This is a genomic window from Rothia sp. LK2588, assembly GCF_040946465.1.
Classification (GTDB): Bacteria; Actinomycetota; Actinomycetes; order Actinomycetales; family Micrococcaceae; genus Rothia.
The window spans coordinates 39,453-59,063 of sequence record NZ_JAYWLS010000003.1 but is presented as its reverse complement, the minus strand read 5'-3'; the positions used below and the strand labels follow the sequence as shown (position 1 = coordinate 59,063).

General features: G+C 67.6%; 16 protein-coding genes. 10 read left to right on the top strand and 6 right to left on the bottom strand.

The genetic code is table 11. From position 1 onward, the window contains the following. The first annotated feature begins 54 nt into the window (after positions 1 to 54). Positions 55 to 618, top strand: a complete 564-nt coding sequence (locus VVR12_RS07355; RefSeq protein ID WP_368550546.1) for a PLDc N-terminal domain-containing protein — start codon at positions 55 to 57, stop codon at positions 616 to 618. Between the two features lie 19 nt (positions 619 to 637). Here VVR12_RS07355 and VVR12_RS07350 read toward each other — a convergent pair whose 3' ends face one another. Continuing rightward, the gene (locus tag VVR12_RS07350) at positions 638 to 2,617 is read right to left on the bottom strand and encodes an MDR family MFS transporter (RefSeq protein WP_368550545.1); all 1,980 of its coding nucleotides are present in this window, start codon (positions 2,615 to 2,617) and stop codon (positions 638 to 640) included. A 244-nt stretch (positions 2,618 to 2,861) separates the two neighbouring features. Here VVR12_RS07350 and VVR12_RS07345 point away from each other — a divergent pair, with 244 nt between their 5' ends. Beyond that, positions 2,862 to 3,374, top strand: coding sequence for a ferritin (locus VVR12_RS07345; RefSeq protein WP_368550544.1), 513 nt, complete (start codon positions 2,862 to 2,864; stop codon positions 3,372 to 3,374). Positions 3,375 to 3,663: 289 nt separating this feature from the next. Here the strand turns inward: VVR12_RS07345 and VVR12_RS07340 are convergent, their stop codons facing one another. Then, positions 3,664 to 5,460 carry a prolyl oligopeptidase family serine peptidase gene (locus VVR12_RS07340; protein ID WP_368550543.1) on the bottom strand — a complete coding sequence of 599 codons (1,797 nt, stop codon included), beginning with the start codon at positions 5,458 to 5,460 and terminating at the stop codon, positions 3,664 to 3,666. Continuing rightward, the gene (locus VVR12_RS07335; protein WP_368550542.1) at positions 5,460 to 6,713 is read right to left on the bottom strand and encodes a hypothetical protein; all 1,254 of its coding nucleotides are present in this window, start codon (positions 6,711 to 6,713) and stop codon (positions 5,460 to 5,462) included. Before VVR12_RS07335 ends, VVR12_RS07340 begins: the two co-directional genes overlap by 1 nt. A 106-nt stretch (positions 6,714 to 6,819) precedes the next feature. On the opposite strand from VVR12_RS07335, the gene amiA reads away from it, so the two are divergent. From amiA to VVR12_RS07300, 7 genes are all read left to right on the top strand, one after another. Beyond that, positions 6,820 to 6,918, top strand: coding sequence for a streptamidine family RiPP (amiA, locus tag VVR12_RS07330; RefSeq protein WP_368550541.1), 99 nt, complete (start codon positions 6,820 to 6,822; stop codon positions 6,916 to 6,918). A gap of 100 nt (positions 6,919 to 7,018) precedes the next feature. Continuing rightward, positions 7,019 to 7,702 carry a hypothetical protein gene (locus VVR12_RS07325; RefSeq protein WP_368550540.1) on the top strand — a complete coding sequence of 228 codons (684 nt, stop codon included), beginning with the start codon at positions 7,019 to 7,021 and terminating at the stop codon, positions 7,700 to 7,702. Next, positions 7,699 to 8,739: a CocE/NonD family hydrolase gene (locus VVR12_RS07320; RefSeq protein WP_368550539.1), complete on the top strand. Its 1,041-nt coding sequence runs from the start codon at positions 7,699 to 7,701 to the stop codon at positions 8,737 to 8,739. Before VVR12_RS07325 ends, VVR12_RS07320 begins: the two co-directional genes overlap by 4 nt. Beyond that, positions 8,736 to 10,133, top strand: coding sequence for a YcaO-like family protein (locus VVR12_RS07315; RefSeq protein ID WP_368550538.1), 1,398 nt, complete (start codon positions 8,736 to 8,738; stop codon positions 10,131 to 10,133). Before VVR12_RS07320 ends, VVR12_RS07315 begins: the two co-directional genes overlap by 4 nt. A gap of 2 nt (positions 10,134 to 10,135) precedes the next feature. Continuing rightward, complete coding sequence (locus VVR12_RS07310) at positions 10,136 to 11,335, top strand: hypothetical protein (protein WP_368550536.1); 1,200 nt, start codon at positions 10,136 to 10,138, stop codon at positions 11,333 to 11,335. Beyond that, entirely contained in the window at positions 11,332 to 13,170 is a 1,839-nt protein-coding gene (locus tag VVR12_RS07305; protein WP_368550535.1) for an ABC transporter ATP-binding protein/permease, read from the top strand. Before VVR12_RS07310 ends, VVR12_RS07305 begins: the two co-directional genes overlap by 4 nt. After that, positions 13,167 to 14,819 (top strand): amino acid ABC transporter ATP-binding/permease protein, encoded by a 1,653-nt coding sequence (locus VVR12_RS07300; protein ID WP_368550534.1) that lies wholly within the window; start codon positions 13,167 to 13,169, stop codon positions 14,817 to 14,819. The genes VVR12_RS07305 and VVR12_RS07300 overlap by 4 nt, the downstream gene beginning before the upstream one ends. Positions 14,820 to 15,014: 195 nt before the next feature. Here the strand turns inward: VVR12_RS07300 and VVR12_RS07295 are convergent, their stop codons facing one another. From VVR12_RS07295 to VVR12_RS07285, 3 genes are read right to left on the bottom strand one after another with little or no spacing between them, the layout of a single operon-like run. Beyond that, positions 15,015 to 16,007, bottom strand: a complete 993-nt coding sequence (locus tag VVR12_RS07295) for an ABC transporter substrate-binding protein (protein WP_368550533.1) — start codon at positions 16,005 to 16,007, stop codon at positions 15,015 to 15,017. Then, positions 16,004 to 16,807 carry an ABC transporter ATP-binding protein gene (locus VVR12_RS07290; protein ID WP_368550532.1) on the bottom strand — a complete coding sequence of 268 codons (804 nt, stop codon included), beginning with the start codon at positions 16,805 to 16,807 and terminating at the stop codon, positions 16,004 to 16,006. The genes VVR12_RS07295 and VVR12_RS07290 overlap by 4 nt, the downstream gene beginning before the upstream one ends. Further along, entirely contained in the window at positions 16,804 to 17,832 is a 1,029-nt protein-coding gene (locus tag VVR12_RS07285; protein WP_368550806.1) for a FecCD family ABC transporter permease, read from the bottom strand. Before VVR12_RS07285 ends, VVR12_RS07290 begins: the two co-directional genes overlap by 4 nt. Positions 17,833 to 18,008: 176 nt before the next feature. Between VVR12_RS07285 and VVR12_RS07280 the strand changes: the two genes are divergently transcribed. Next, entirely contained in the window at positions 18,009 to 19,391 is a 1,383-nt protein-coding gene (locus VVR12_RS07280) for a rhodanese-like domain-containing protein (protein ID WP_368550531.1), read from the top strand. Positions 19,392 to 19,611 lie beyond the last annotated feature (220 nt).

Here is a 19,611-nt window from a genome sequence, read left to right as displayed (position 1 = left end):
GCGTCATAAACGTGCAAAAATCGAGAGTTCGCGGATCTGGGTAGACTTGAGGCCATGATCTCGACGACTCTCGCAGCCACCACCCCGGCCTCGCCCAACCTGCTGGGCTGGACGCTCACCGCCCTCTTCTTCATCGGCCTGGGCCTGGCGCTGTACTGCGTGTTCACGATTTACCGCAACCCGCACTTCAACGAGATCCAGAAACTCGGCTGGCTACTCTTGACGCTGGCCCTGCCGCTCGTCGGCCCGCTGGCCTGGCTGATCCGCGCCCGCGCCGAACGCAAGCACATCGCCGCAGGCGGCGCCCCGCGCAACCGCGGCCCCCTCGGCGCCTCGCTCTGGGACCCGGACGACGGCGTCCACGCCGCGGCGAACTATGACCTCGCGCGCAACAATCCGTTGAATCACGACTCGCTGAACCTGGACGCCGCCGGCGGCTCGGTAGCCGCCCCTCGGCCCGAGCGCACCCGCGCCAGCTCCTGGGGTTCCGCCGCGCAGAACGCGGCCGGTGCCACGTCCCGCGGTTCATCCCCCGCACACGAGGCCGAAACGGCAGATACCGCCGAGAATCCGTACATCACACGGAATCCCGACGGTACCCGAGGGTTGAGTTTCTAACTCTGCGCCTACCCTGCGCTTACTCGGCGGCCACCGAGGCCTGCGCGCGGGCGGCGTCTGCCGACTCCTGCAGACCAGAGACCTTGCGTAGCGGCGGCACCTTGAAGAACAGCGAGAGCAAGAACGCCAGGGCCGTCACGGCGAAACCTACCCAGTAGATGGTCAGGGTTGACTCGTTAAAACCCTGCATGAAGGGGCGAGTCAGGCGTGCGTCAGCACCGTTGAGGAACGAAGTATCCGAGGTGCTACCCTCGACCTTCGAGTCTCCCGCGCCCTGTTCGTCGGCCTTCTTCGAGACCTCCTCCGACATTTTCGGGGCCAGCTGATCCACCCAGTAGGAGCGCTGACCGGCGTCTGCCCAGTCCACCTGCACCTTGCCGTCGCGCACGCTCGCGTGGGCCTTCTCGGCTACGGTGCCCAGTACCTTCTCCCGCACGGCGGCGGGTGCGTTGGCCGGGATCTGCGCGGTGGCTTGGGCGGTTGCACCGTCCAGTTGTTTCTGTACGTTCTCCTTGACCGGGTCGATCATCGGGTTCCAGATCTGGTCCATCACGCGCTGGTTTTCGGGTGCGGACGCCACGGCGGGGGTCAGTGCCGCGTCGAGGCCGCCGCGCAGGTCGGTTTCGTTACCCATGGCGTGCTGGATGTTGCCGGGCATGACCGAGAACAAGATCGACAGCAGCACGGCGGTGCCCATGGTGCCGCCGATCTGGCGGAAGAAGGTGGCCGAGGAGGTCGCCACGCCCATATTGACCGGCTTGACCGCGTTCTGCGCGGCCAGGGTCAGCGACTGCATGAGCTGGCCCAGGCCGGCGCCGATGAGGAACATGCCGATCATCAGGTACCCCAGCGGGCGGTCGATGGTCATGAAGGTCATCCACAGGTAACCGCAGGCCATGATGAAGGTACCGGTCATCGGGAAGATGCGGTACGAGCCAGTCTTCGAGACCATGATGCCCGAGAGGATCGAGGAGAGCATGATGCCGGCCATGATCGGCAGGGTCGCGAAGCCCGACTCGGTGGGGGTCAGGCCGAGCACGATCTGCAGGAACAGCGGGATGGTCATCATTGCGCCGAACATGCCGAAGCCGACCAGGGTGCCGAGCACGATCGACATGGAGAACGCACCGGAGCGGAAGAGCTTCAGCGGGATGATCGCGTCGTCGCCCAGGCGCGCCTCGACGATGAGGAAGGCGATCAGGCCGATCGCGGTGATGGCGTAGCAGGTGATAGCCGCGGCGGACGTCCAGCCCCAGTCGCGGCCCTGTTCGGCCACGAGCAGCAGCGGCAGCAGGGTGACGATGACGAAGGTCGCACCCCACCAGTCGACGTGCGGTTTGACGTGGTCAGCGCCGAAGCGGGGCAGGTGCAGGAACTTCCAGACGATGGCCAGGGCGATCGCGCCGATGGGCACGTTGATGAGGAAAACCCAGCGCCAACCGGTCACGCCGAGAAGGGTGTCTGCGCCGGCGAACATGCCGCCGACCAGCGGGCCGATCACCGAGGAGATGCCGAAGATGCTCAGGAAATAACCCTGGTACTTTGCGCGTTCGCGGGGTGCGAGGATGTCGCCCATGATGGCCATGGGTAGCGACATGAGCGCACCGGCGCCGATGCCCTGGAAGGCGCGGAAGGCCGAGAGCATGACCATCGAGGTAGAGAAGGTCGAGAGCAAGGAGCCGAGCACGAAGACGAAGATGCCGAAGATGTACAGCGGGCGGCGTCCGAAAAGGTCGGAGAGCTTGCCGTAGATGGGCGTGGAGATCGTGGAGGTGATCATGTAGGCGGTGGTGACCCAGGCCTGTTGATCGAGACCCTTGAGGTCGTCGCCGATGGTGCGGATCGCCGTAGAAACGATGGTCTGGTCGAGGGAAGAGAGGAACATTCCCGCCATGAGTCCGATGATGACGAGCTTGATCTCTTGTGTGCTCATCACCGCGTTGGTGGCGGGGGCGGCCTCAGTGGTGGAGTCTGGTCGTCGAGATGCGGTGGAAGACACTGGGAACCCTTAGGGATGTGGCGCCCTGCCGGGGCGAAGATGCGAAATGGTATTCGTTCGGTCACTTTACCGAATGTGAATATAGTAATGACCAGACCGCCAAAATTGCACTACTGCAAGTTTATTTTGGGGGAATGTGACGATTATCGTACCGACCGGTAACCCGCACTACGCACCACCTCCCAAGCTCCGCCGCGTGCGAAAAAGGCTCCCCGGCGCGGAAATTCGCGGTAGATTGAGGGTTATGAAGATGAATCAAGAACTAGAAAAGAAGTTCCAAGAACAGATCACTCTCGAGTTTGAGGCCTCGATGGTCTACCGTCAGCTCGCGATCGAGGCCGACGAACAGGACCTACCCGGCATGAGCGCCTGGTTGCGCCGTCAGGCCGACGAAGAGATCGTGCACGCCAACAAGTTCATCGACCACGTCTCGTCCCGCGATAACCACGCGCAGATCGGCGCGATCCCCGCTCCCGACGTCCGCGAGGGATTGGCACCGGCAGAGATATTCGAGGCCGCCCTGGCCCACGAGCAGCGCGTCTCCGAGTCGATTCGCGAGCTGTACCGCACCTCGGAGCAGGCCGGGGATCTCGACTCCCGCCCGCTGCTGAACTGGTTCATCAACGAGCAGATCGAAGAGGAGGCCACGGTCTCCGAGATCGTGGCGCAGATCAAGCTCACCGGTGAGGACGGCGCAGGTCTGCTCCGCCTGGACGCCCAGCTCGGCGATCGTCCCAACGAGGGCACCGAGGAGTAACCTCCGGGCACCACGCCCACTCGCGAGAATCTTAAAGCAATAGGACCTCCATCTGCCGCACCGGTAGATGGAGGTCCTTCCTCATTACTCATAGGGCTCAGGGAGCGGAATCCCCCCTTGATAGAACACTCCGCTCCCCTGCGCCGCCTGTGTTGCCTAACATTGTGGCGGCGCGAGGGTTGCCGACTAAATTCCGCACGAATGCGGCAACCCCTGCCTCCAATGAAGATATTTCAAATTTTATTATATGGGCGCCTTACTTAACATATTTAAACAAGAAATATTTATGTCAAGCGCCCTCACTAAAACCCTGCGCCCAGGCAAAATCCAGCAGATCGGCCGAGCGACGGTCGATGCGCTCCACCGGATTACCCACGTGCGCCAGGTCTTCATCGCACCAGGTACGCACCGAACCGCGACGCTCCCACTCCGCCGCGAAAGCCGGGGCATCGTCGGCTACCCGCTCGTCGCGTCCGGCCCAGGCCAGCCACAGCGGTGGCAATGGACCTGAACGCGCGGCCACGCGGTGCAGCGGGGACACCCGGGCGCGGTCGGTAGCGGCGGCCGGGAACTCCTCGCGCCAGAACCGCCCATTGGGGTGGCGATCCAGGTGCACCGCGTCTAACACCGGTGCGGTCGCGGCCACCGCCGCCACGGGCACGCCCCGCTCGGCGGCCTCGATCGCCGCCACCAGCGCCACCAGTCCGCCCATGGACGCCCCGCACAGCACCACCGGCCGCCGCGGGAAGCGCTCGCGAAGATCCTCGATGACCGCCAGGGCGTCTGCTACCGCGCGGAACTTCTGCTCCCCCGCGCCGGCCTCGTGCCACTGCGGGCCCAGCTCCCCTCCCCCACGTACCTGCGCAAAAACCATGCTCGCCCCGCGGCCCACCCACGCCGGCAGGGTGGGTTCGGCGCTGGGCAGATGAGGCACACCGAAGGCTCCGTAAACGGTCAACAGCAGCGGCGCGCGCTCCTCGACGTGCGAGGACGCCGGCGGTTCGGCGCAGACATAGGGCACCCGCACCCCGTCGTCGGCACGGGCATACAGGGTGCGATAGGCGATCTGCGCGGCGGGGCCCGCGGTGGGCACGGTCTGCAACGGGGCCTCCCCGGGGGCCTCGGCGCTGAGCCAACACAGGGTCTGCCCCGCCCGGGCGTCCCGCACCGCCAACCAGATGCGCTCGCCGCAGACGCCCATCTGGGCCAGGCCCTGCCCGAAGTCCAGGCGGGTGAGCAGACTCGGCCCGGCGGGTGTGAGGCTATGCAGCTCGGTGCGGCCACGCACCTGCACGACCGCCACCAGCCGGTCCGGTACGGGCAGGGCCGAGACCGACAGCAGTGCCTCGTGGGCGGGCAACACCCAGCGCGCACCCCGCAGGTCGGTCAGGGCACCCTCGGCGTAGCTGAGGCACCTGCCGCCGGTAAAGAAGATACGACCCGGTGCCGGGACGCTACACAGCGGGGGGCCGGACGCGGCGCGTACCTGCACGGTCGTGTCTTGAAGGGTGGCACCCGGAAGTGTGACATCCGGAAGGGCAGGGTACACACGGGTATCGGTGGCGCTCAGCTGCACCAACACTACCCGTCGCGCAGACGGCTCCCCCGGCACGGCCTGCTCGCCGGATGACTCCGCACCGGAGGGCTCCGCTTCGGGCAACTCCGCTTCGAGCAACTCCATTTCGGCCAGGCGCCACCGTACCCCGGCCTGTTCGGCCTCCTCGGCGGGTACGAGCAACTGCCCCTGCGAAGAAACAGCCGCCGGCGCCAGCGGTGAGATGCCCTCTTGCAGCACCGCCCCGGTGTGGTCCACGGCGGTGAGCCGCTCGCTGCCGGGGGTGCGCACCAACACCACGGTGGTGCTTCCCCCGCTCAGGATGGACTGCGGGGTGCCGTGGGCCTCGAAGGCCTGTAACCGGCGTCCGGGGTTGCCGGCCAGCAACTGTTCTTCGCGGGCCTGCCACACCTGCGCCGCCGAGGCACCCTCGGGGCGGAAGATATGCAGAAAACCCTCCGCGCAGGGCACCGGCACGCCGAAGGCGGGTAGCCGCGAAAACCTCTGAATCTCGTGCAGGAACGAGGTCATCAGCGCCCCACGGTGTCGAACTCGCGGGTGGGCGACCGGTCGTCAAACCAGCCGAGGTGGCCGCCGTCGCGCAAGGGGCTGGGGAACTGCACGGTCTTCAGTTCGGTACCGGGGCGGCTGACGTCGACCAGATGCACCTGCCCGTGGCCACCCCGTGAGACCGCCACCTCTTCGCGGTTGGGGTGAGCGGCGATGGCGCGGCGGTCGGCGTCGTCCCAGGGTTCATGACCGGGGCGCGGGGCGCGATCCATGCCGGGCAGCGCCCACCGGCCGCGCAGGGAGAGGTCGGAGGAGTTGAAGACCACCAGCTCGTCCCCGTCGGGGTGCACGCGGGTCACCGCGAGCGCCGTGGGCGTCTGCGCGCACCGGAAGACCAGGCCGGGCCCGACGTCGGCGGTGGTGACGTGACCGGTGTCGAGGTCGTAGGTGAAGACCCAGTTGGGCCACTCGTGCCACTGTCGGGGGTTTTCGCCACCGGCGCGCAGGGTGGTGGCGAGCTGGCGGTGGGCCGGACGGCAGCGGAGGAAGAAGGCGCGGGCGCCCTCTCCTGCGGCCCAGTCGATCTTCGGTTGCGGGAGGATCTCGACGGCACCGTCTTCTGCGGTGCGTACGCGAAAGCTTTCCAGGCCGTTTTCGGTGGCGGTGTAGAAGGTTTCGGTGTGCGGGTCGAAGGCTTCGCCGTGGGCGGCGTTGCCGACGTGCGTGCTGGTTACCCCGTGCACCTGGGGTACGTGGGGGCCGGCCTGGGTGATCTCGGTGAAGGGGATGTACTGCACGGCACCAGGTTCGCGGTGCCGCAGCCAGAGGCCCTCGGTGGAGAGCGCGATGCCGTGTTCGCCGGGGCGGGTGCGCACCCGATAGCCGCGGGGTGCGTCGTGGCCGCCGGGGTAGAGGTGCACAAGGGTGATCTGGTCGGTGGTGGCGGAGAATTCTGCGCCGAATCCGGTGCCGACACCTACCCAGGCGCCATCGGGTGAGACGGCCAGGTGTTCACCGGGGATCGCTACCGAGACCCGGTGTTTGAGGTGCAGGCGACCGGAACCGTCGTGGGTGAGGATGCGCAGTTCGCCGGCGGCGTCGTCGAGGTAGGCGATGCGGTGGTCGGGCAACTGGAGCATCCCGGCGTGTTCGGCGAGGACGCTGTCTTCGGCCACGACGTACGGGGCAGGTTCGCCGCGCGTCGGCTCGGCAGTGTTGAGCGCAAAGAGGGCGTGGTGGCGCTGATCGGCTACTAAAAGTGATGTGGAATACATAAATTTAGTTGATTTCTAGTTGAGAATGATTCTCAATTAAGTATACAGTGGTGGAGCCATCGATCGATGGAATCCCTAATCACAACGATATGAAGGAGGTCCCCCCATGGAGGACGTCATGAAGGAAATCCAGGACACCGAGCATCTGGCACACCTGTCTGCATCGCACTCGAACGCTCTGGTTGAGAACCCGTTTGAAGCGTAAGTAGCGCGAGCGACCGGGCCCACAGCCACCACGGCTGTGGGCCCTATTTGCCGTTTGCGCCGCAGAAAACCACATTCACCCGGCAGAGAAAGACGAACCCATGCCCACCCCGACCGTCCTCACCCACGGCGACCGCCGCGCCCTGCGCGCACCCGACGGCGCCTTCATGACCCTGCCCGAGGGCCACACCGCAGACGCTATCTCCGCCCAGCTGGCCGACCGCCGCGCCGCACGCCAGGCACCCCTGCCGACGATCCACGTCCACGCAGAAACACCCGAACTCTTCGACCCTGTGCGCACCGCGATCGAGCAAGCCACCGCACCCGCCCCACACGATGCACAGACCCCGCCCCCCACCCTGGCGCTGGTCGCCCTCGACACACCGACCGCCGCCCAAGCCGCCGACGACCTCCTCGCCCAGGGAACCGCCGTGCTACGCGTACACCGCGAAGACGACGTGCTCTGGGTGCACCCGCTCGCCGATCCCGCCGATGAACAGGCGATCCGCGCCGCCGACGTCCACGGCCGCAGGCTGGCCGCCTGCCCCGCACCGGCCCTCATGCAGTCCCTGGCGAACGACCCCGGCCCAGATAGCCTGCGCGACCTACCCGAGCACGTGATCCCCGTGCTGGTGGGCGAACTCATCACCCGCGTAGCCGCCTGGCTCCACGGGAACCCCCACACCGGCCCCGCGCAGCTGACCCGCATCGAGATGACCCCGCTGCGCGTGAGCACCCACCCGGTGATCCGCGTGCCCGAGGCCGAACCTCTGCCCGCGCGATGACCGACCGCGACCTGCACCCCGTACCGGCCGTGCGCGAACTTACGCACCTGTTCGCCGGGGACCTCCCGCGCCTGCACACCCTCTCGTACACGCCACCACCGGGCGTGGCCACCTGCGGCACCATGCTGATCCGCACCCCCTACGACTGCACCCACCTGGCCGGCATGGCCACCTCCTTGGCGCGGCACGGCTTCACGGTCATCACCCAGGACGTCCGCGGCCGCTATCGCTCCGCAGGCCGGTGGGAACCCTACCGCCACGAGGGACACGACGGGGTGCGCACCCTCGAACTGCTCGCCAACCACCACCTGCTGAGTGGCCCACTCTTTCTGCTGGGCTCCTCCTACGGCGCGCACGCCGCCTTAGAAACCGCCGGCCTGCTCGCCGACCACCCGAGACTCGCCCCGGCAGGGGTCATCGCGATGGTGCCCGCCCTGGGTCTCTGGGACACCGCCCACGACCCCGACGGCACCCCGCGCATCTTTGACCGCATCGGCTGGTGGGCCCAACACGGCGCCGGCGCCGTCTCCTCCGCCCCGTTGGACGCCGCGACCCTCAACGCCCTTACTCGCCGCGCCGAGGCCCACGGCCCGCTGGCGCTGTTGGACGACCCCCTCTTCGCCGACAACCCGCAGCTCGCCCAGGGCTGGCGCCGGCTCTGGGAGGCCCCGCGGCCCGACCCGCGCACCCGCTGGGCGCACCACCGCACACCGCTGTTGGCGGTCGGCGGAGAGACCGACTTCTTCGCCGCCGACACCCGCGCGCTAGTGGCGGACTGGCCCGTAGCGGCCTCCACGATCTGGGGGCCCTGGGGTCACGGCCTGGGCACCGAACTACCCGGCGACCACCCGGTGCGACTGGCCCTGCGCCGCGCCGGCGGGCTGCTCACCCCGCTGACCACCTGGTGCCGGTCGGTGGCCTCCGGCGGGTGCCACCCCATCGACTGGAAGCTCAACACCGCCCTCGCCCGCTGGGACGCCACGCCCGGCCCCTCGGCGCGCCACCCGAGACTCACCCCGCGAAAGGAATCCGCATGACAGACCGCACCACCCCCGCCGCCTGGCCCCTGACCGCACTGGTCGACGAACACAGCGGCATCATCCGCCGCGTCCGCTCGGTACTCACCCCCGAGGGGGCGCCGGCGGCCTACACCTCCATGACCGCCGAGGTCGCCAACGCCCGCCTGCTCGGCGAGTGGCCCGCCGACCGCGTCTCGCTGGGAACCACCTTCGGGGATGAAAAATCGGCCTGGATCGCTGCCGTCGCCGAAGCCTGCGAACGCTACTGCGGCAACTACCTACCGCCCCACGGGGACGACCTGATGCGCGGCACCGCCGAGCAGCTGCAGGCCGCCGACAAGAACGTGGTAGACCTGGCCGGTCTGCCCCGCTTCGCCCCCTGGCAGCTGGAGAGAGAAGACTTCGAATATGAGGAACTCACCGCCACCACGCCCACGCTCTGGGCGCGCTGCGCGGTCGACACCGCCGAGGCCACCGAACGCGGCACCGGCGGGGAGATCTGGGCCCCGGCCAGCCTGGTGTACCTCAATTGGCGGCTGCGGAAATACCGTGACCTCCCGCGGGTGCACCACCTGAACTACGCGGGTATCGCCACCGGCCAGGGCTTCTCAGACGCCATCGACCGCGCCCTCTTCGAAGTCATGGAACGCGACGCCCTAGAACTCTGGTGGCACATGGACGGCCCGGCTACCGGCATCGACACCTCCACGATCGACGGCCTCGACGAGACCATGGCCGACTGCGCCGTGGACTACTGGGTGGTCGCCATGCCCCATGAGTTCGCCCCCGCCTTCGCCGCCCTGGTCTACGACCCCGCCACCGGCGTCTATGCGGCAGGGTTCTCGGCAAAATCAGACCCGGTCGAGGCCGCCCGCAAGGCCGTGCTCGAAGCCGTGCACACCTGGATCTACACGCGCGGCACCGCCGAGGCCGACGGTTGGGTCTTCCAGGCCATCGAAGCCGGGCTCATGGCCCGCGGCCTGCACCTCGAGCACCGCGCCGACCAAAGATACCTGGACGACGCCGGGCGGCACTTCCGCAGCGTGCGCGACCTGGGTGCGCACGTGCAGATCTGGCAAGACCCGCGCACCCACCACCTGGCCCGCCGGTTCACCGACCCGAGCCTGGGCACCGTGCCGATCAGTGAGATCCCCGGGGTCTCGGCGCGGCAGCTGCGCCGCCGCCTAGCCGAGGCCGGGCACACGGTGATCGTCAAAGACCTCACCACCACCGACGTCACCCCCACCGGGCTGGCGGTGGCGCGTGTGCTGGTCACCGACATGGTGCCCAACGCCCCGGCGGCCTTCACCTACTACGGCATGCCCCGCTTTCAGCAGGCCGCCCGCGAGCGCGGCTGGCCGATACCCGAAAACCCCGAGGATTTTCTGCTCACCCCGGCACCGCACATGTAGTTATGAAGACACCCACCAATTTCTCACCCCACACCCCGCCGCCGATGGCACACCCAGGCCCGCGCGTGAACCGCTGGCGCGGGGAGGAACACGTGCCGGAATCGGCCGCTACCCCAGAAGGACGCCCGGGGTTGGCCTCCCTCGTGCGGCAGCTGGGCTGGGGCGAAGACTTCCACCGCGACCGGCGCACCGGCGAGCCGACCGGGATACGTGCCCGCGGGGTGCCCTCGGCCGGGGCCTGCTACCCGGTGCAGTGGCACCTGCTGTGCGGGTCGGGCTTTGACCTGCCCGCCGGGTGCTACACCCTCCACCCGGAGACCGGAGCGTTCATACGCCGGGGTGGGTCGGAGTCGGGCCTCCCTCCAGCGTGCGCCCGGGTGGTGCTGACCGTGCTGCCTCGCCGGACCGCCGCCCGCTACCACCACCGCAGCCCGGCGGTGCTCATCGGGGACGCCGCCTACGCCTTCGAGTTGCTCACGGCCGGCACCCGCGGGTTGGGGCTGGCCGGCCGGGCACTGACCGGCACCGCCGACGAGCTGGCCGAGCAGGCATTGCTCCCCGCCCCGGACCGCTGGGAGGATCTCTGGCCGGGGTCTGCCGTGGAGATCCCCATGATCGGCCTAGAGGTGCGCTCCCCGCAGGCCGAACCATCGGTGCCCGCGGATGCCGCGGGCGGACGTCCCGCCGGGTGCGCTGGGCCGCTGGGGCCGGCCACACCCACCCCCGAGTTCATCCCCGGGGTGCGCGAACTCGGTGTGGACCGACCACGTCCTGCCCCTGCAGACGCCGGGATCTCGCTGACCACCGGGCAGCTGGCCCGCCGCCGTAGCCCCGAGGTGCAGGCGCTCATCGCCGTCGCGGGCACCGGCGAACCCGGCGCGCGCGGTCTTCCCACCGAAGAGGGAACCGCACGAGAGAAAACCCCAGACCCGGAACAGGCGGGCCTGGGCCGGTGGTGCTCGGGGCAGGAATGGGTCGAGCACGCCACCGACCTCACCCTCTTCCGCGGCCCCGACGACCCGGCCGCTCTGTGGGAGATCCACCGCGCCGCCGCCCGCCAACTGGTGCGACTGCTCGCCGTAGGGCGCAACGCCCGGCCCATCTCGGGATGGGTTCACGGCGGGCCGCACGGGCCGATCTGCCACGGACTCACCGCAGAAGCCGCACCCGCCCCACCACGCGCACAGGAGCAACACCCATGACCACACCGCTGACCGCTCGGCCCGGCCGGGTTCGCCTGATCGACCGCGCCGCTGCGAAGATCCTCGACCCGCGTCTCTGGCAGCTGGCGCGTACCCACCCGCGACACCTCGCCACCGCCACAGCGCTCCAGCTGGCGCTCACGCTGACCTTCTGGGGGCAGGCCGCGCTCATGGCCTGGGTGCTCAGCGGATTCGCGCAGGCGGTGCGTAGCGGCACCGGCCGCGACCTCCCCGCCGCCGCGCTGGCCGGTGTCATCACCTGTGTGATCGTGCGCTGGGTGCTCGCCCGTCTGCAGGAACGGCAGGCCATCACCCTGGGACGGAAAGTCCGCACCGACCTGCGCGAACAACTCCTGCGCGCCTTCCTGACCCCCGACCGCCTCTACTCCGCAGGAGAACGCCTGGGCGCACGACGGCTGGCCCTGAGCGAGGGCGTGGAGGGTATCGACGCCTACGTCACCAAGTACATCCCCGCCGCGCTACAGGTCTGGATTCTCTGCCCCGCCGTGGTGCTCGCGCTCGCCGTGCTCAGCCCGCTCGCCGCGCTCGTGCTACTGGCTGGGATCGGGCTGGCCGTGATCGGCCCACGCTGGTGGAAGAAACGTCTGCTGGCCCGCGGTGAGGAGCAGTGGGAAAGCTACGAAACCCTCAGCGCCGACTTTCTCGAAGCCCTCCGCTCGATGAGCACCCTGCGCACCCTCGGCGCGGTGGCTCCCTTCCGCCGACGACTGGCCGAGCGTTCCGGCCGCCTACACCGCAACACGGTGGCCACCATGCGTGTTTCCCTGGTCGACACCGCCCTCACCGACGCCGGAATCCAGCTGGGTATGTTCCTCACCGCCTGCGTGGCCGTGGCCGAACGCACCGACGGCTCCCTGGCGGTGGTCGGGGCCTACCTGCTGCTGATGATGGCCACCGAAGCCTTCCGCCCCGTCCGCGACCTGGCCCGGCACTGGCACGCCGGATACCTGGGCATCACCGGGCTGGGTAGCATCGACCGCGCGCTGGACGCCGAGCGGAACGCTCCGACGGAACCTGCGGCCCCCGCCGGGGGTAGTGAACCCGCCACCGGTGGTGAGCCCACCCGGCCTATCACCCCCGCCGGAACCGTGGCGCTTACCGAGGTGAGCTTCGGGTACGACGCCGCCGCGACCGTCCTCGACAACGTCACCGCGACCTTCACCCCCGGTGCGCTCCACGCCCTCACCGGGCCCTCCGGCGCGGGAAAATCCACCCTTTTCGACCTCATCCTGGGTTTCCTGACCCCAAACGCCGGGCAGGTGACCGTAGCGGGCCGGGCGGTACTCGTGGCGCAGGAGTCGTACCTCTTCCCCGGCACCATCGCCGAGACCCTACGCACCGGCGCCCCCGAGGCGTCCGAAGCGGAACTCTGGGCCGCGCTGGAGGAGGTCGGCATGGCCACCACCGTGCGCACCTGGCCCGAGGGGCTCCACGCCCGCGTGACCGAGGCCGGCAGAAACCTCTCCGGCGGGCAACGGCAACGGCTGGCCATCGCGCGCGCCCTGCTCACCGACGCCGCCGTGGTGCTACTGGATGAGCCCACCAGCGCCCTCGACAACCACAACGCCGAACTCATCTGCCGCGCCCTGACCCGGCACGCCCGTACCCGCACGATCATCATGATCGCCCACCGGCACGAAGCGCTCCAGGCCGCCGAACGGCTCTGGCACCTGGAAGACCGCCGACTCACACCGCGTGCGGCACCCGCCGACTCACACACCGCCCGCCCCGATGACGCCGCCACCTACCCCGGCGACGCCACCTCACGCACCGTCATCACCCCGCGCACCACCACCGAGGGAGACCACCGATGAACGCCACCACATCCCGCGTCGACACCACCACTGTGGGAGACTTCCTCGCGCTCCTGCCCTTCCTACGGACCGAACGCACCGCCCTCATCTGGACCATCGCGGTCGACCTCATCGCCCATCTGAGCCTCATCGGGCTCTCCGTGGTCACCGCCCGCCTCGTGGCCGAAGCCGCGATCTTCCAGCGGGCGGCGTCCCCGGGCTGGTGGGTGGCCGGGGTGTTGCTGGCGCTCGTCCGCCCGGTCATCACCTGGCACGAAATGGACGTCTCCCACGCCACCGCCTACCGCGTGCTGGCCGCGCTACGCATGGCCCTGTTCGACGGGTTCTCCCGCGGTATCCCCTCCCCGCGCGGGGTGCACTCGGGGGAACTGGCCTCAACCACCATGACCGAGGTCGAAAAACTCGAATTCTTCTACGCCCACACCGTCGCGCAACTGGTGGCCGCGACCCTGATCGGCATGGGCGCGATCCCCGTGCTGATCTGGGTGAACCCGGTGCTGGCCGGCGTCTTCGTGCTCGGCTGCCTCCTGCTCCTCGCCTGCTCGTGGCCGCTCATGCGCCGCGGGGCCGAACTCGGCCGCACCCGGCAACGCGCCCTGGCCGAGTTCTCCGAGAAAACCGTGGACGTGCTCTCCGGGCTACGCGAGATCCTGGTCTTCGCACAAACCGACCGGGCAGTGAGCCAGGTACACCGCGCCGGATCCCGCCTGGACGAATCGACGGCGGCGGTGCGTCTGAACACCGTTGCGGGTGAACACCTGCGCGACGGCGTGGTGGTGCTGACCGCGCTCGCGGTGGCCGTGGTGGCCTTCACCGGCGACTACACCGACCCGGTGGTCGTGCCCTGCATCCTCGCGGGCACCCTGACGCTCATGGCTCCGCTGGCCCAGGCCGTAGAAGTACTGGCGACGATCCAGCCTCTGCGCGGCAGCGCGGCCAAGGTGCGCGAAGGCATTCAGCTTGGCGAGGTCGCCCCTGCTGCGGGTGCTCCCCCGGTCGCGGAGGCCGGCGACGCGGTGGCCTGCACCCGCGGGGCACGGTTCGCTTACCCGGGCAGGGACGCCCTGGTTTTGCCCGATCTGACTCTGCTGCCGGGTGAACACGTGGGAGTCGCCGGCCCCTCGGGCAGCGGCAAGTCGACCCTGGCGCGCGTGCTGAGTGGGCTCTGGGCACCGACCGGTGGGACCGTGCAGGTGGCGGGCGCGCCGGTGCAGTCGTACACCCCCGAGGAGCTGGCCCGCCGCGTCCAGCTGGTGGAGCAAGAGACCCCGCTCTTTCACGGGAGCCTGGCGGGAAACCTGCGTCTGGGCGCCCCGGACGTCACCGACGAACAGCTACTCTCCGTCCTGGAACGGGTAGGGTTGCGGCCCGCGAGCGTCGATTTTCCGCTGACGCTCGCCGCCGCGGTCAGCGAGGGCGGACGCTCGTTGTCCGGGGGCCAGCAAGCCCGGTTGGGTCTGGCGCGGGCGCTGTTGCGCGAACCGGACCTGCTCATTCTCGACGAGACGACCGCCGCCCTGGACGCCGCCAACGAGGCTCGCGTGATGGAAGTCGTGCGGGATCTGCCCTGTGCGGTGTTGGTGATCAGCCACCGCGACCAGACCCTAGCCACGTTGCCGCGCGTCGTCCGGTTCGACGCCGCTGGCTGAGGGCCCACCCACGGGCGTTCCTCCCGCTGAAAGGACACGCCGGAGCCCCACGCGTTTGTACCCCGAAAATCACTGTGTATGTCAAAAAGGACATACTGGGTGATTTTCGGGGTACAAATGGATTGGGACCGGGCGTTTCACCGCTCAAATACGGGGGAACGCTCCTGAGCCGGAAGCGTCCGGGGGTGGAAAGCCCTAGCCGTAGAGCTTCTGGCTAATGGTGGTCACCGCGTCGATATTTCCCCAGGTACCGGGCAGCATGTCAGAGGCCGGGATCGCAATCAAACGGTCCTCCTTCACGGCGGTCACCTCAGACAGGTTCTCCTTCATCCACGTGCGCGAAGCCTGCTCCTGCTCGGGGCTGGTCGTAGTGAAAACGATCGCCTCGGGGTTCTTTTTCAGGATCTCCTCGCGAGAAACCTCGGCGGCGAAGAACTCCTTGAAGGCCGCGTCATCGGGATTGAACACGCCATCGGCACCGGCCGCCTCGGCAATGCTGTGTTCGATGCCGGCACCAATAGCGGTCACATTGTTGCCCTCGATGTACAGCTGAGCCACCGACTTCTTGCTCTTACCCTCGTAGCGGGCGGCGGCATCATCCAGCTGCTGCTGAGCCTGTTCGGCGAGCTTCTTCGCGTCGTCCTCGCGGCCGAGAATCTTGCCGTAGGCATCAAGGTCGGTAAAGAAGTCTTGCACCTTCGCCTTAGACCGGTTGTCCAGGCATCCGGACGCCGCCACGTAGGTCTCCGCACCGGACTGCTTGAGCTGTTCCTGGGTCGCGTACCCCTGCTCGGCGTTGAACTCGTAGGTGGTCGGGGAGAGCACCAGGTCGGGCTGTGCCTTCAGCAGCTGTTCGCGAGTGGGCGGAGTGTCTTGGCTGAGTACGGGCGGGTTGTGTCCCTGATCGGTCAGCGAAGCGGGCATCTTCTCGCCGTTGAGCTGAGCGATGCCGGCGATCCTGTCGCCCGCGCCGAGGCGGGCCACGATGTCGGCCTGGCCGGGGCTGAGCGCCACGACCTTCTTTGACTCAGCCGGGTAGGTGTGCTCCACCGAGCAGTTGGTGATCTTCGTGCCGGACTCCGAAGACTTCGCCTCGTTGACCTCGCTCACGGACTGGCCGCAGCCGACCAGCACGGTCAGCATCGCGGTGGAAAGGCTCAGGTAAGCGGCAGACTTGGTGCGTTTCATAGTTCTCCTTGGTTGGGGTGTGTGGTGTGGGTGGCGCTGTCGCGGCGCCGCAATGACAGGACGTGCCCGCCGCGCGGATCTGCCACGGCACGGGAGGAGACACCGAAGACTTCCTCCACCAACGCCGGGTCAAGAATCTGATGGGGATTACCGTGAGCCACGAGCCGACCCCGATCCAGTACGGCAATCGCGTCGCAGTAGGTCAGGGCCAGGTTCATGTCGTGCAAAGCCACCACCACGGTCTTGTCGGTGGCGGCCACGGTGTGCATGAGCTCGTGCTGAAAGAACAGGTCGGCGTGGTTGGTGGGCTCGTCCAGCACCAACACCGGGGTCTGTTGAGTGAGCGCGCGGGCCAGCAGCACCCGCTGCTTTTCACCACCCGAGAGCGTGGCGAAGGATCTCTCCGCCAGGTGGGTGGCGCCGGCGTCCTCGAGTGCCTGGGCGACGATCTCGAGGTCCTGCGGGGAGTCCGCGCCGAAACCGCGCTGGTGGGGTACGCGTCCGAGTAGGGCCACCTCTCGGCCGGTGAGCGGGAAGTCGGAGGTGATCTCCTGGGTCATGGCGGCGATGGCGCGCGCGGCCTGGATCGAGCCGAGGCTGGCCAGGTCGGTGCCGTCGAGTAACACGCGCCCGGCGGTGGGGGCCTGCACCCGGTAAAGGGTCTTGAGCAGGGTCGACTTGCCGCTACCGTTGGCACCGAGCAAACCGAGGGTGGTGCCGGTTTCGACGGTGAGGTTGATGTTGTGGAGGATGTCGCGGCCGGCGATGTTGACGCTGAGGCCGACGATGTTCAGGGTCATGAGATGCCTTTCCTGCGCATGATCCAGAGGAAGAACGGGGCGCCGAGCGCAGCGGTGATAATGCCCAGCGGGATCTCGACGGGCTCGGCGAGCGTGCGGGCGAGCAGGTCACAGAGGCCGAGGAAGGCGCCGCCGCCGAGCACGCTGAGCGGGATGAGGCGTCGGTGGTCGGCACCGACGGCCATGCGGCACAGGTGCGGCACGATCAACCCGACGAACCCGATACCACCGGCCACCGAGACGGTCGCGGCGGTCAGTAGCGCCGTGACACCCAGGAGCACTTTGCGCAGTGTCGAGACGTTCACGCCGAGGGCGGTGGCAGTTTCGTCGCCCATGAGCAAGGCGTTGAGAGCGCGCGTTTTGGTGCTGACAACGATGAGCGCCAGCAGCAGTGCCACGGCGGGCGGGGCAGTGTTGGACCATTGCGCCGCGGAGACCGAGCCGAGCATGAAGTGCAGGATGGAGTAGATGTTCTGCGCATCGGTGGTCATGATGAGAAAGTTGGTGAGCGCGGCGAAGAAGGAGCCGATGGCCACGCCGGCGAGGATGAGCCGGGCAGACATGATGCGCCCGTGGTCAAGGGCGAGGAAGTACACCAGGGCGATGGTGAGCGCGGCACCGATGAACGCGGCGAGGTTGAGGGTGATACCTGCCAGCGCGGTGGATCCGGCGACGATCGCGGTCACCGCACCGAGGCCCGCGCCGGAGGAGATGCCGAGGATGTAGGGTTCGGCCAGCGGGTTGCGCACCATCACCTGCAGCAGGACGCCGGCCAGCGAGAGGGCCGCCCCGGCGAGGACGGCCAGGACGACGCGCGGCAGACGGAAGGCCCAGACGGCTTGGTCTTGGGCGGCGGTGATGGAGCCGTCTGCCATCCAGGGCATGTTGGGTAGCAGGTGGCCCAGTACGATCTTGGCGGTGGTCGCAGGAGTGGTGTTGAGGGGACCGTGCGCCGCGGAAATCAGGATCACGCCCAGGATCACGACGAGGGTGAGCGCGCTGTAGAGCCGAAATCGGGAGTTCATTGTCACGGAGATGCCTTTCTAGACCCTCTACATGATAATGGTTCTCATTTGCTTCTGCGAATCAATGGGAAAAATTACCCCCGGGGGTATCTTGACTTCAGAAAATGCGTGCCCTTATGATGGTTTACAGATACCCCCGGGGGTATAAGAGTCAAAGAAAACATTAAGGAGCAAACGTGCTTTTCGAACGCATTTATGAAGAGGGACTCTCCCAGGCCAGCTACTTCATCGGCTGCCAGAAGAAAGGCACCGCCGTCGTCGTCGATGCCCGCCGAGACATCCAGGTCTACCTCGACCTCGCAGCGAAAAACGGCATGGACATCGTGGCCGTCACCGAGACCCACATCCACGCCGACTACCTCTCGGGCACCCGTGAATTGGCCCAGGCAACCGGTGCAAAAATTTACATCTCCGGCGAGGGCGGCGAAGACTGGCAGTACGGCTTCGAGGGCGAGCGCCTGATACACGACTCCACCATCTCGATCGGCAACATCACGCTCACCGCTCAACACACTCCGGGCCACACCCCCGAGCACCTCTCCTTCCTCATCACCGATGGTGCGGTGTCACAGGAACCGGGTTACATGCTCACCGGCGACTTCGTCTTTGTGGGCGACCTGGGTCGTCCCGACCTGTTGGACGAAGCAGCTGGCGGTGTAGACACCCGCTTCGAGGGTGCCAAGCAGCTCTTCGCCAGCCTGAAGAAGTCCTTCCTGCCCCTACCCGATTACGTGCAGGTTTTCCCGGCCCACGGCTCAGGCAGCCCCTGCGGCAAGGCCCTCGGTGCCGTCCCCACCACCACCGTCGGGTACGAGCGCGCCAACGCCTGGTGGTCGGAGTATCTTGCCAATGACGATGAGCAGGGCTTTATCGACGAACTGCTGGATGGCCAGCCCGATGCCCACGCCTACTTCGCCCGCATGAAGAAGGAGAACAAGGAGGGTCCGGCCGTCATCGGCAAGCTTTCCCTGGTCGAGGAGCTCTCGACCGACCAGGCCCGCGAGAAGCTGGCGGACGGTTCGGCAATCTTCGTCGACACCCGCGACCAGGACGAGGTACACCAGGGCACCGTCGAGGGCGCACTGAACGTGCCCGCGGGCCCGAAGGCCGCGAACTTTGCCGCCTGGGTCTACGACCCCGAGAAGCAACACGAGGATCTCATCGTGCTGGCCGAAGACGAGCAGGCCGCGGACGACTTCCGCAAAACCCTCTTCCGTACCGGCATCGACGCGGTCAAGTACTTCGTCCCCACCATCGAGGGCCTGCCGGCGTACACTCCCGAGTTGATCTCTCCGGCGGAGCTGGAGCAGACCTCCTACGACGCACTGGTAGACGTGCGCGGCAAGTCCGAATATGCCGACGGCACCATCCCCGGTGCCCAGCAACTTTCGGGTGGATCGGCGCTGTGGCGTCAAGACGAGTTGCCCGAGAACGGCACCTTGGTGACCTTCTGCCAGTCCGGTGCCCGCAACACCGTGGTGTCCAACGGACTGCGCCGAGCAGGTTTCCATGTCATTGAGCTCGAAGGTAGCTACGCTGCCTGGGCTGCTCAGCAGTAATCATTTTTAGACCCGGTGGGCGGGTTCCCGGTGAACTCGCCCGCCGTCTTTTCAGAGAAAGAAGAACGTTATGTGTCGTCCCGTAACTTGCAAACAATGCGGAAAGACCACCTGGGCCGGATGTGGCCAGCACGTGGATCAGGTCATGAGAAGCGTCCCCGCCGCTGACCGTTGCCCCGGCCATGAACAGGAACCCCGCCAAGGAATCTTTGCGAATCTC

Excerpts from the sequence above, each read along its gene's own strand:
- VVR12_RS07355 (WP_368550546.1), top strand. The coding sequence starts at position 55 with ATGATCTCGACGACTCTCGCAGCCACCACCCCGGCCTCGCCCAACCTG.
- VVR12_RS07345 (WP_368550544.1), top strand. The coding sequence starts at position 2,862 with ATGAAGATGAATCAAGAACTAGAAAAGAAGTTCCAAGAACAGATCACT.
- VVR12_RS07340 (WP_368550543.1), bottom strand. The coding sequence starts at position 5,460 with ATGACCTCGTTCCTGCACGAGATTCAGAGGTTTTCGCGGCTACCCGCC.
- VVR12_RS07335 (WP_368550542.1), bottom strand. The coding sequence starts at position 6,713 with ATGTATTCCACATCACTTTTAGTAGCCGATCAGCGCCACCACGCCCTC.
- amiA (WP_368550541.1), top strand. The coding sequence starts at position 6,820 with ATGGAGGACGTCATGAAGGAAATCCAGGACACCGAGCATCTGGCACAC.
- VVR12_RS07325 (WP_368550540.1), top strand. The coding sequence starts at position 7,019 with ATGCCCACCCCGACCGTCCTCACCCACGGCGACCGCCGCGCCCTGCGC.
- VVR12_RS07320 (WP_368550539.1), top strand. The coding sequence starts at position 7,699 with ATGACCGACCGCGACCTGCACCCCGTACCGGCCGTGCGCGAACTTACG.
- VVR12_RS07315 (WP_368550538.1), top strand. The coding sequence starts at position 8,736 with ATGACAGACCGCACCACCCCCGCCGCCTGGCCCCTGACCGCACTGGTC.
- VVR12_RS07310 (WP_368550536.1), top strand. The coding sequence starts at position 10,136 with ATGAAGACACCCACCAATTTCTCACCCCACACCCCGCCGCCGATGGCA.
- VVR12_RS07305 (WP_368550535.1), top strand. The coding sequence starts at position 11,332 with ATGACCACACCGCTGACCGCTCGGCCCGGCCGGGTTCGCCTGATCGAC.
- VVR12_RS07300 (WP_368550534.1), top strand. The coding sequence starts at position 13,167 with ATGAACGCCACCACATCCCGCGTCGACACCACCACTGTGGGAGACTTC.
- VVR12_RS07295 (WP_368550533.1), bottom strand. The coding sequence starts at position 16,007 with ATGAAACGCACCAAGTCTGCCGCTTACCTGAGCCTTTCCACCGCGATG.
- VVR12_RS07290 (WP_368550532.1), bottom strand. The coding sequence starts at position 16,807 with ATGACCCTGAACATCGTCGGCCTCAGCGTCAACATCGCCGGCCGCGAC.
- VVR12_RS07285 (WP_368550806.1), bottom strand. The coding sequence starts at position 17,832 with ATGAACTCCCGATTTCGGCTCTACAGCGCGCTCACCCTCGTCGTGATC.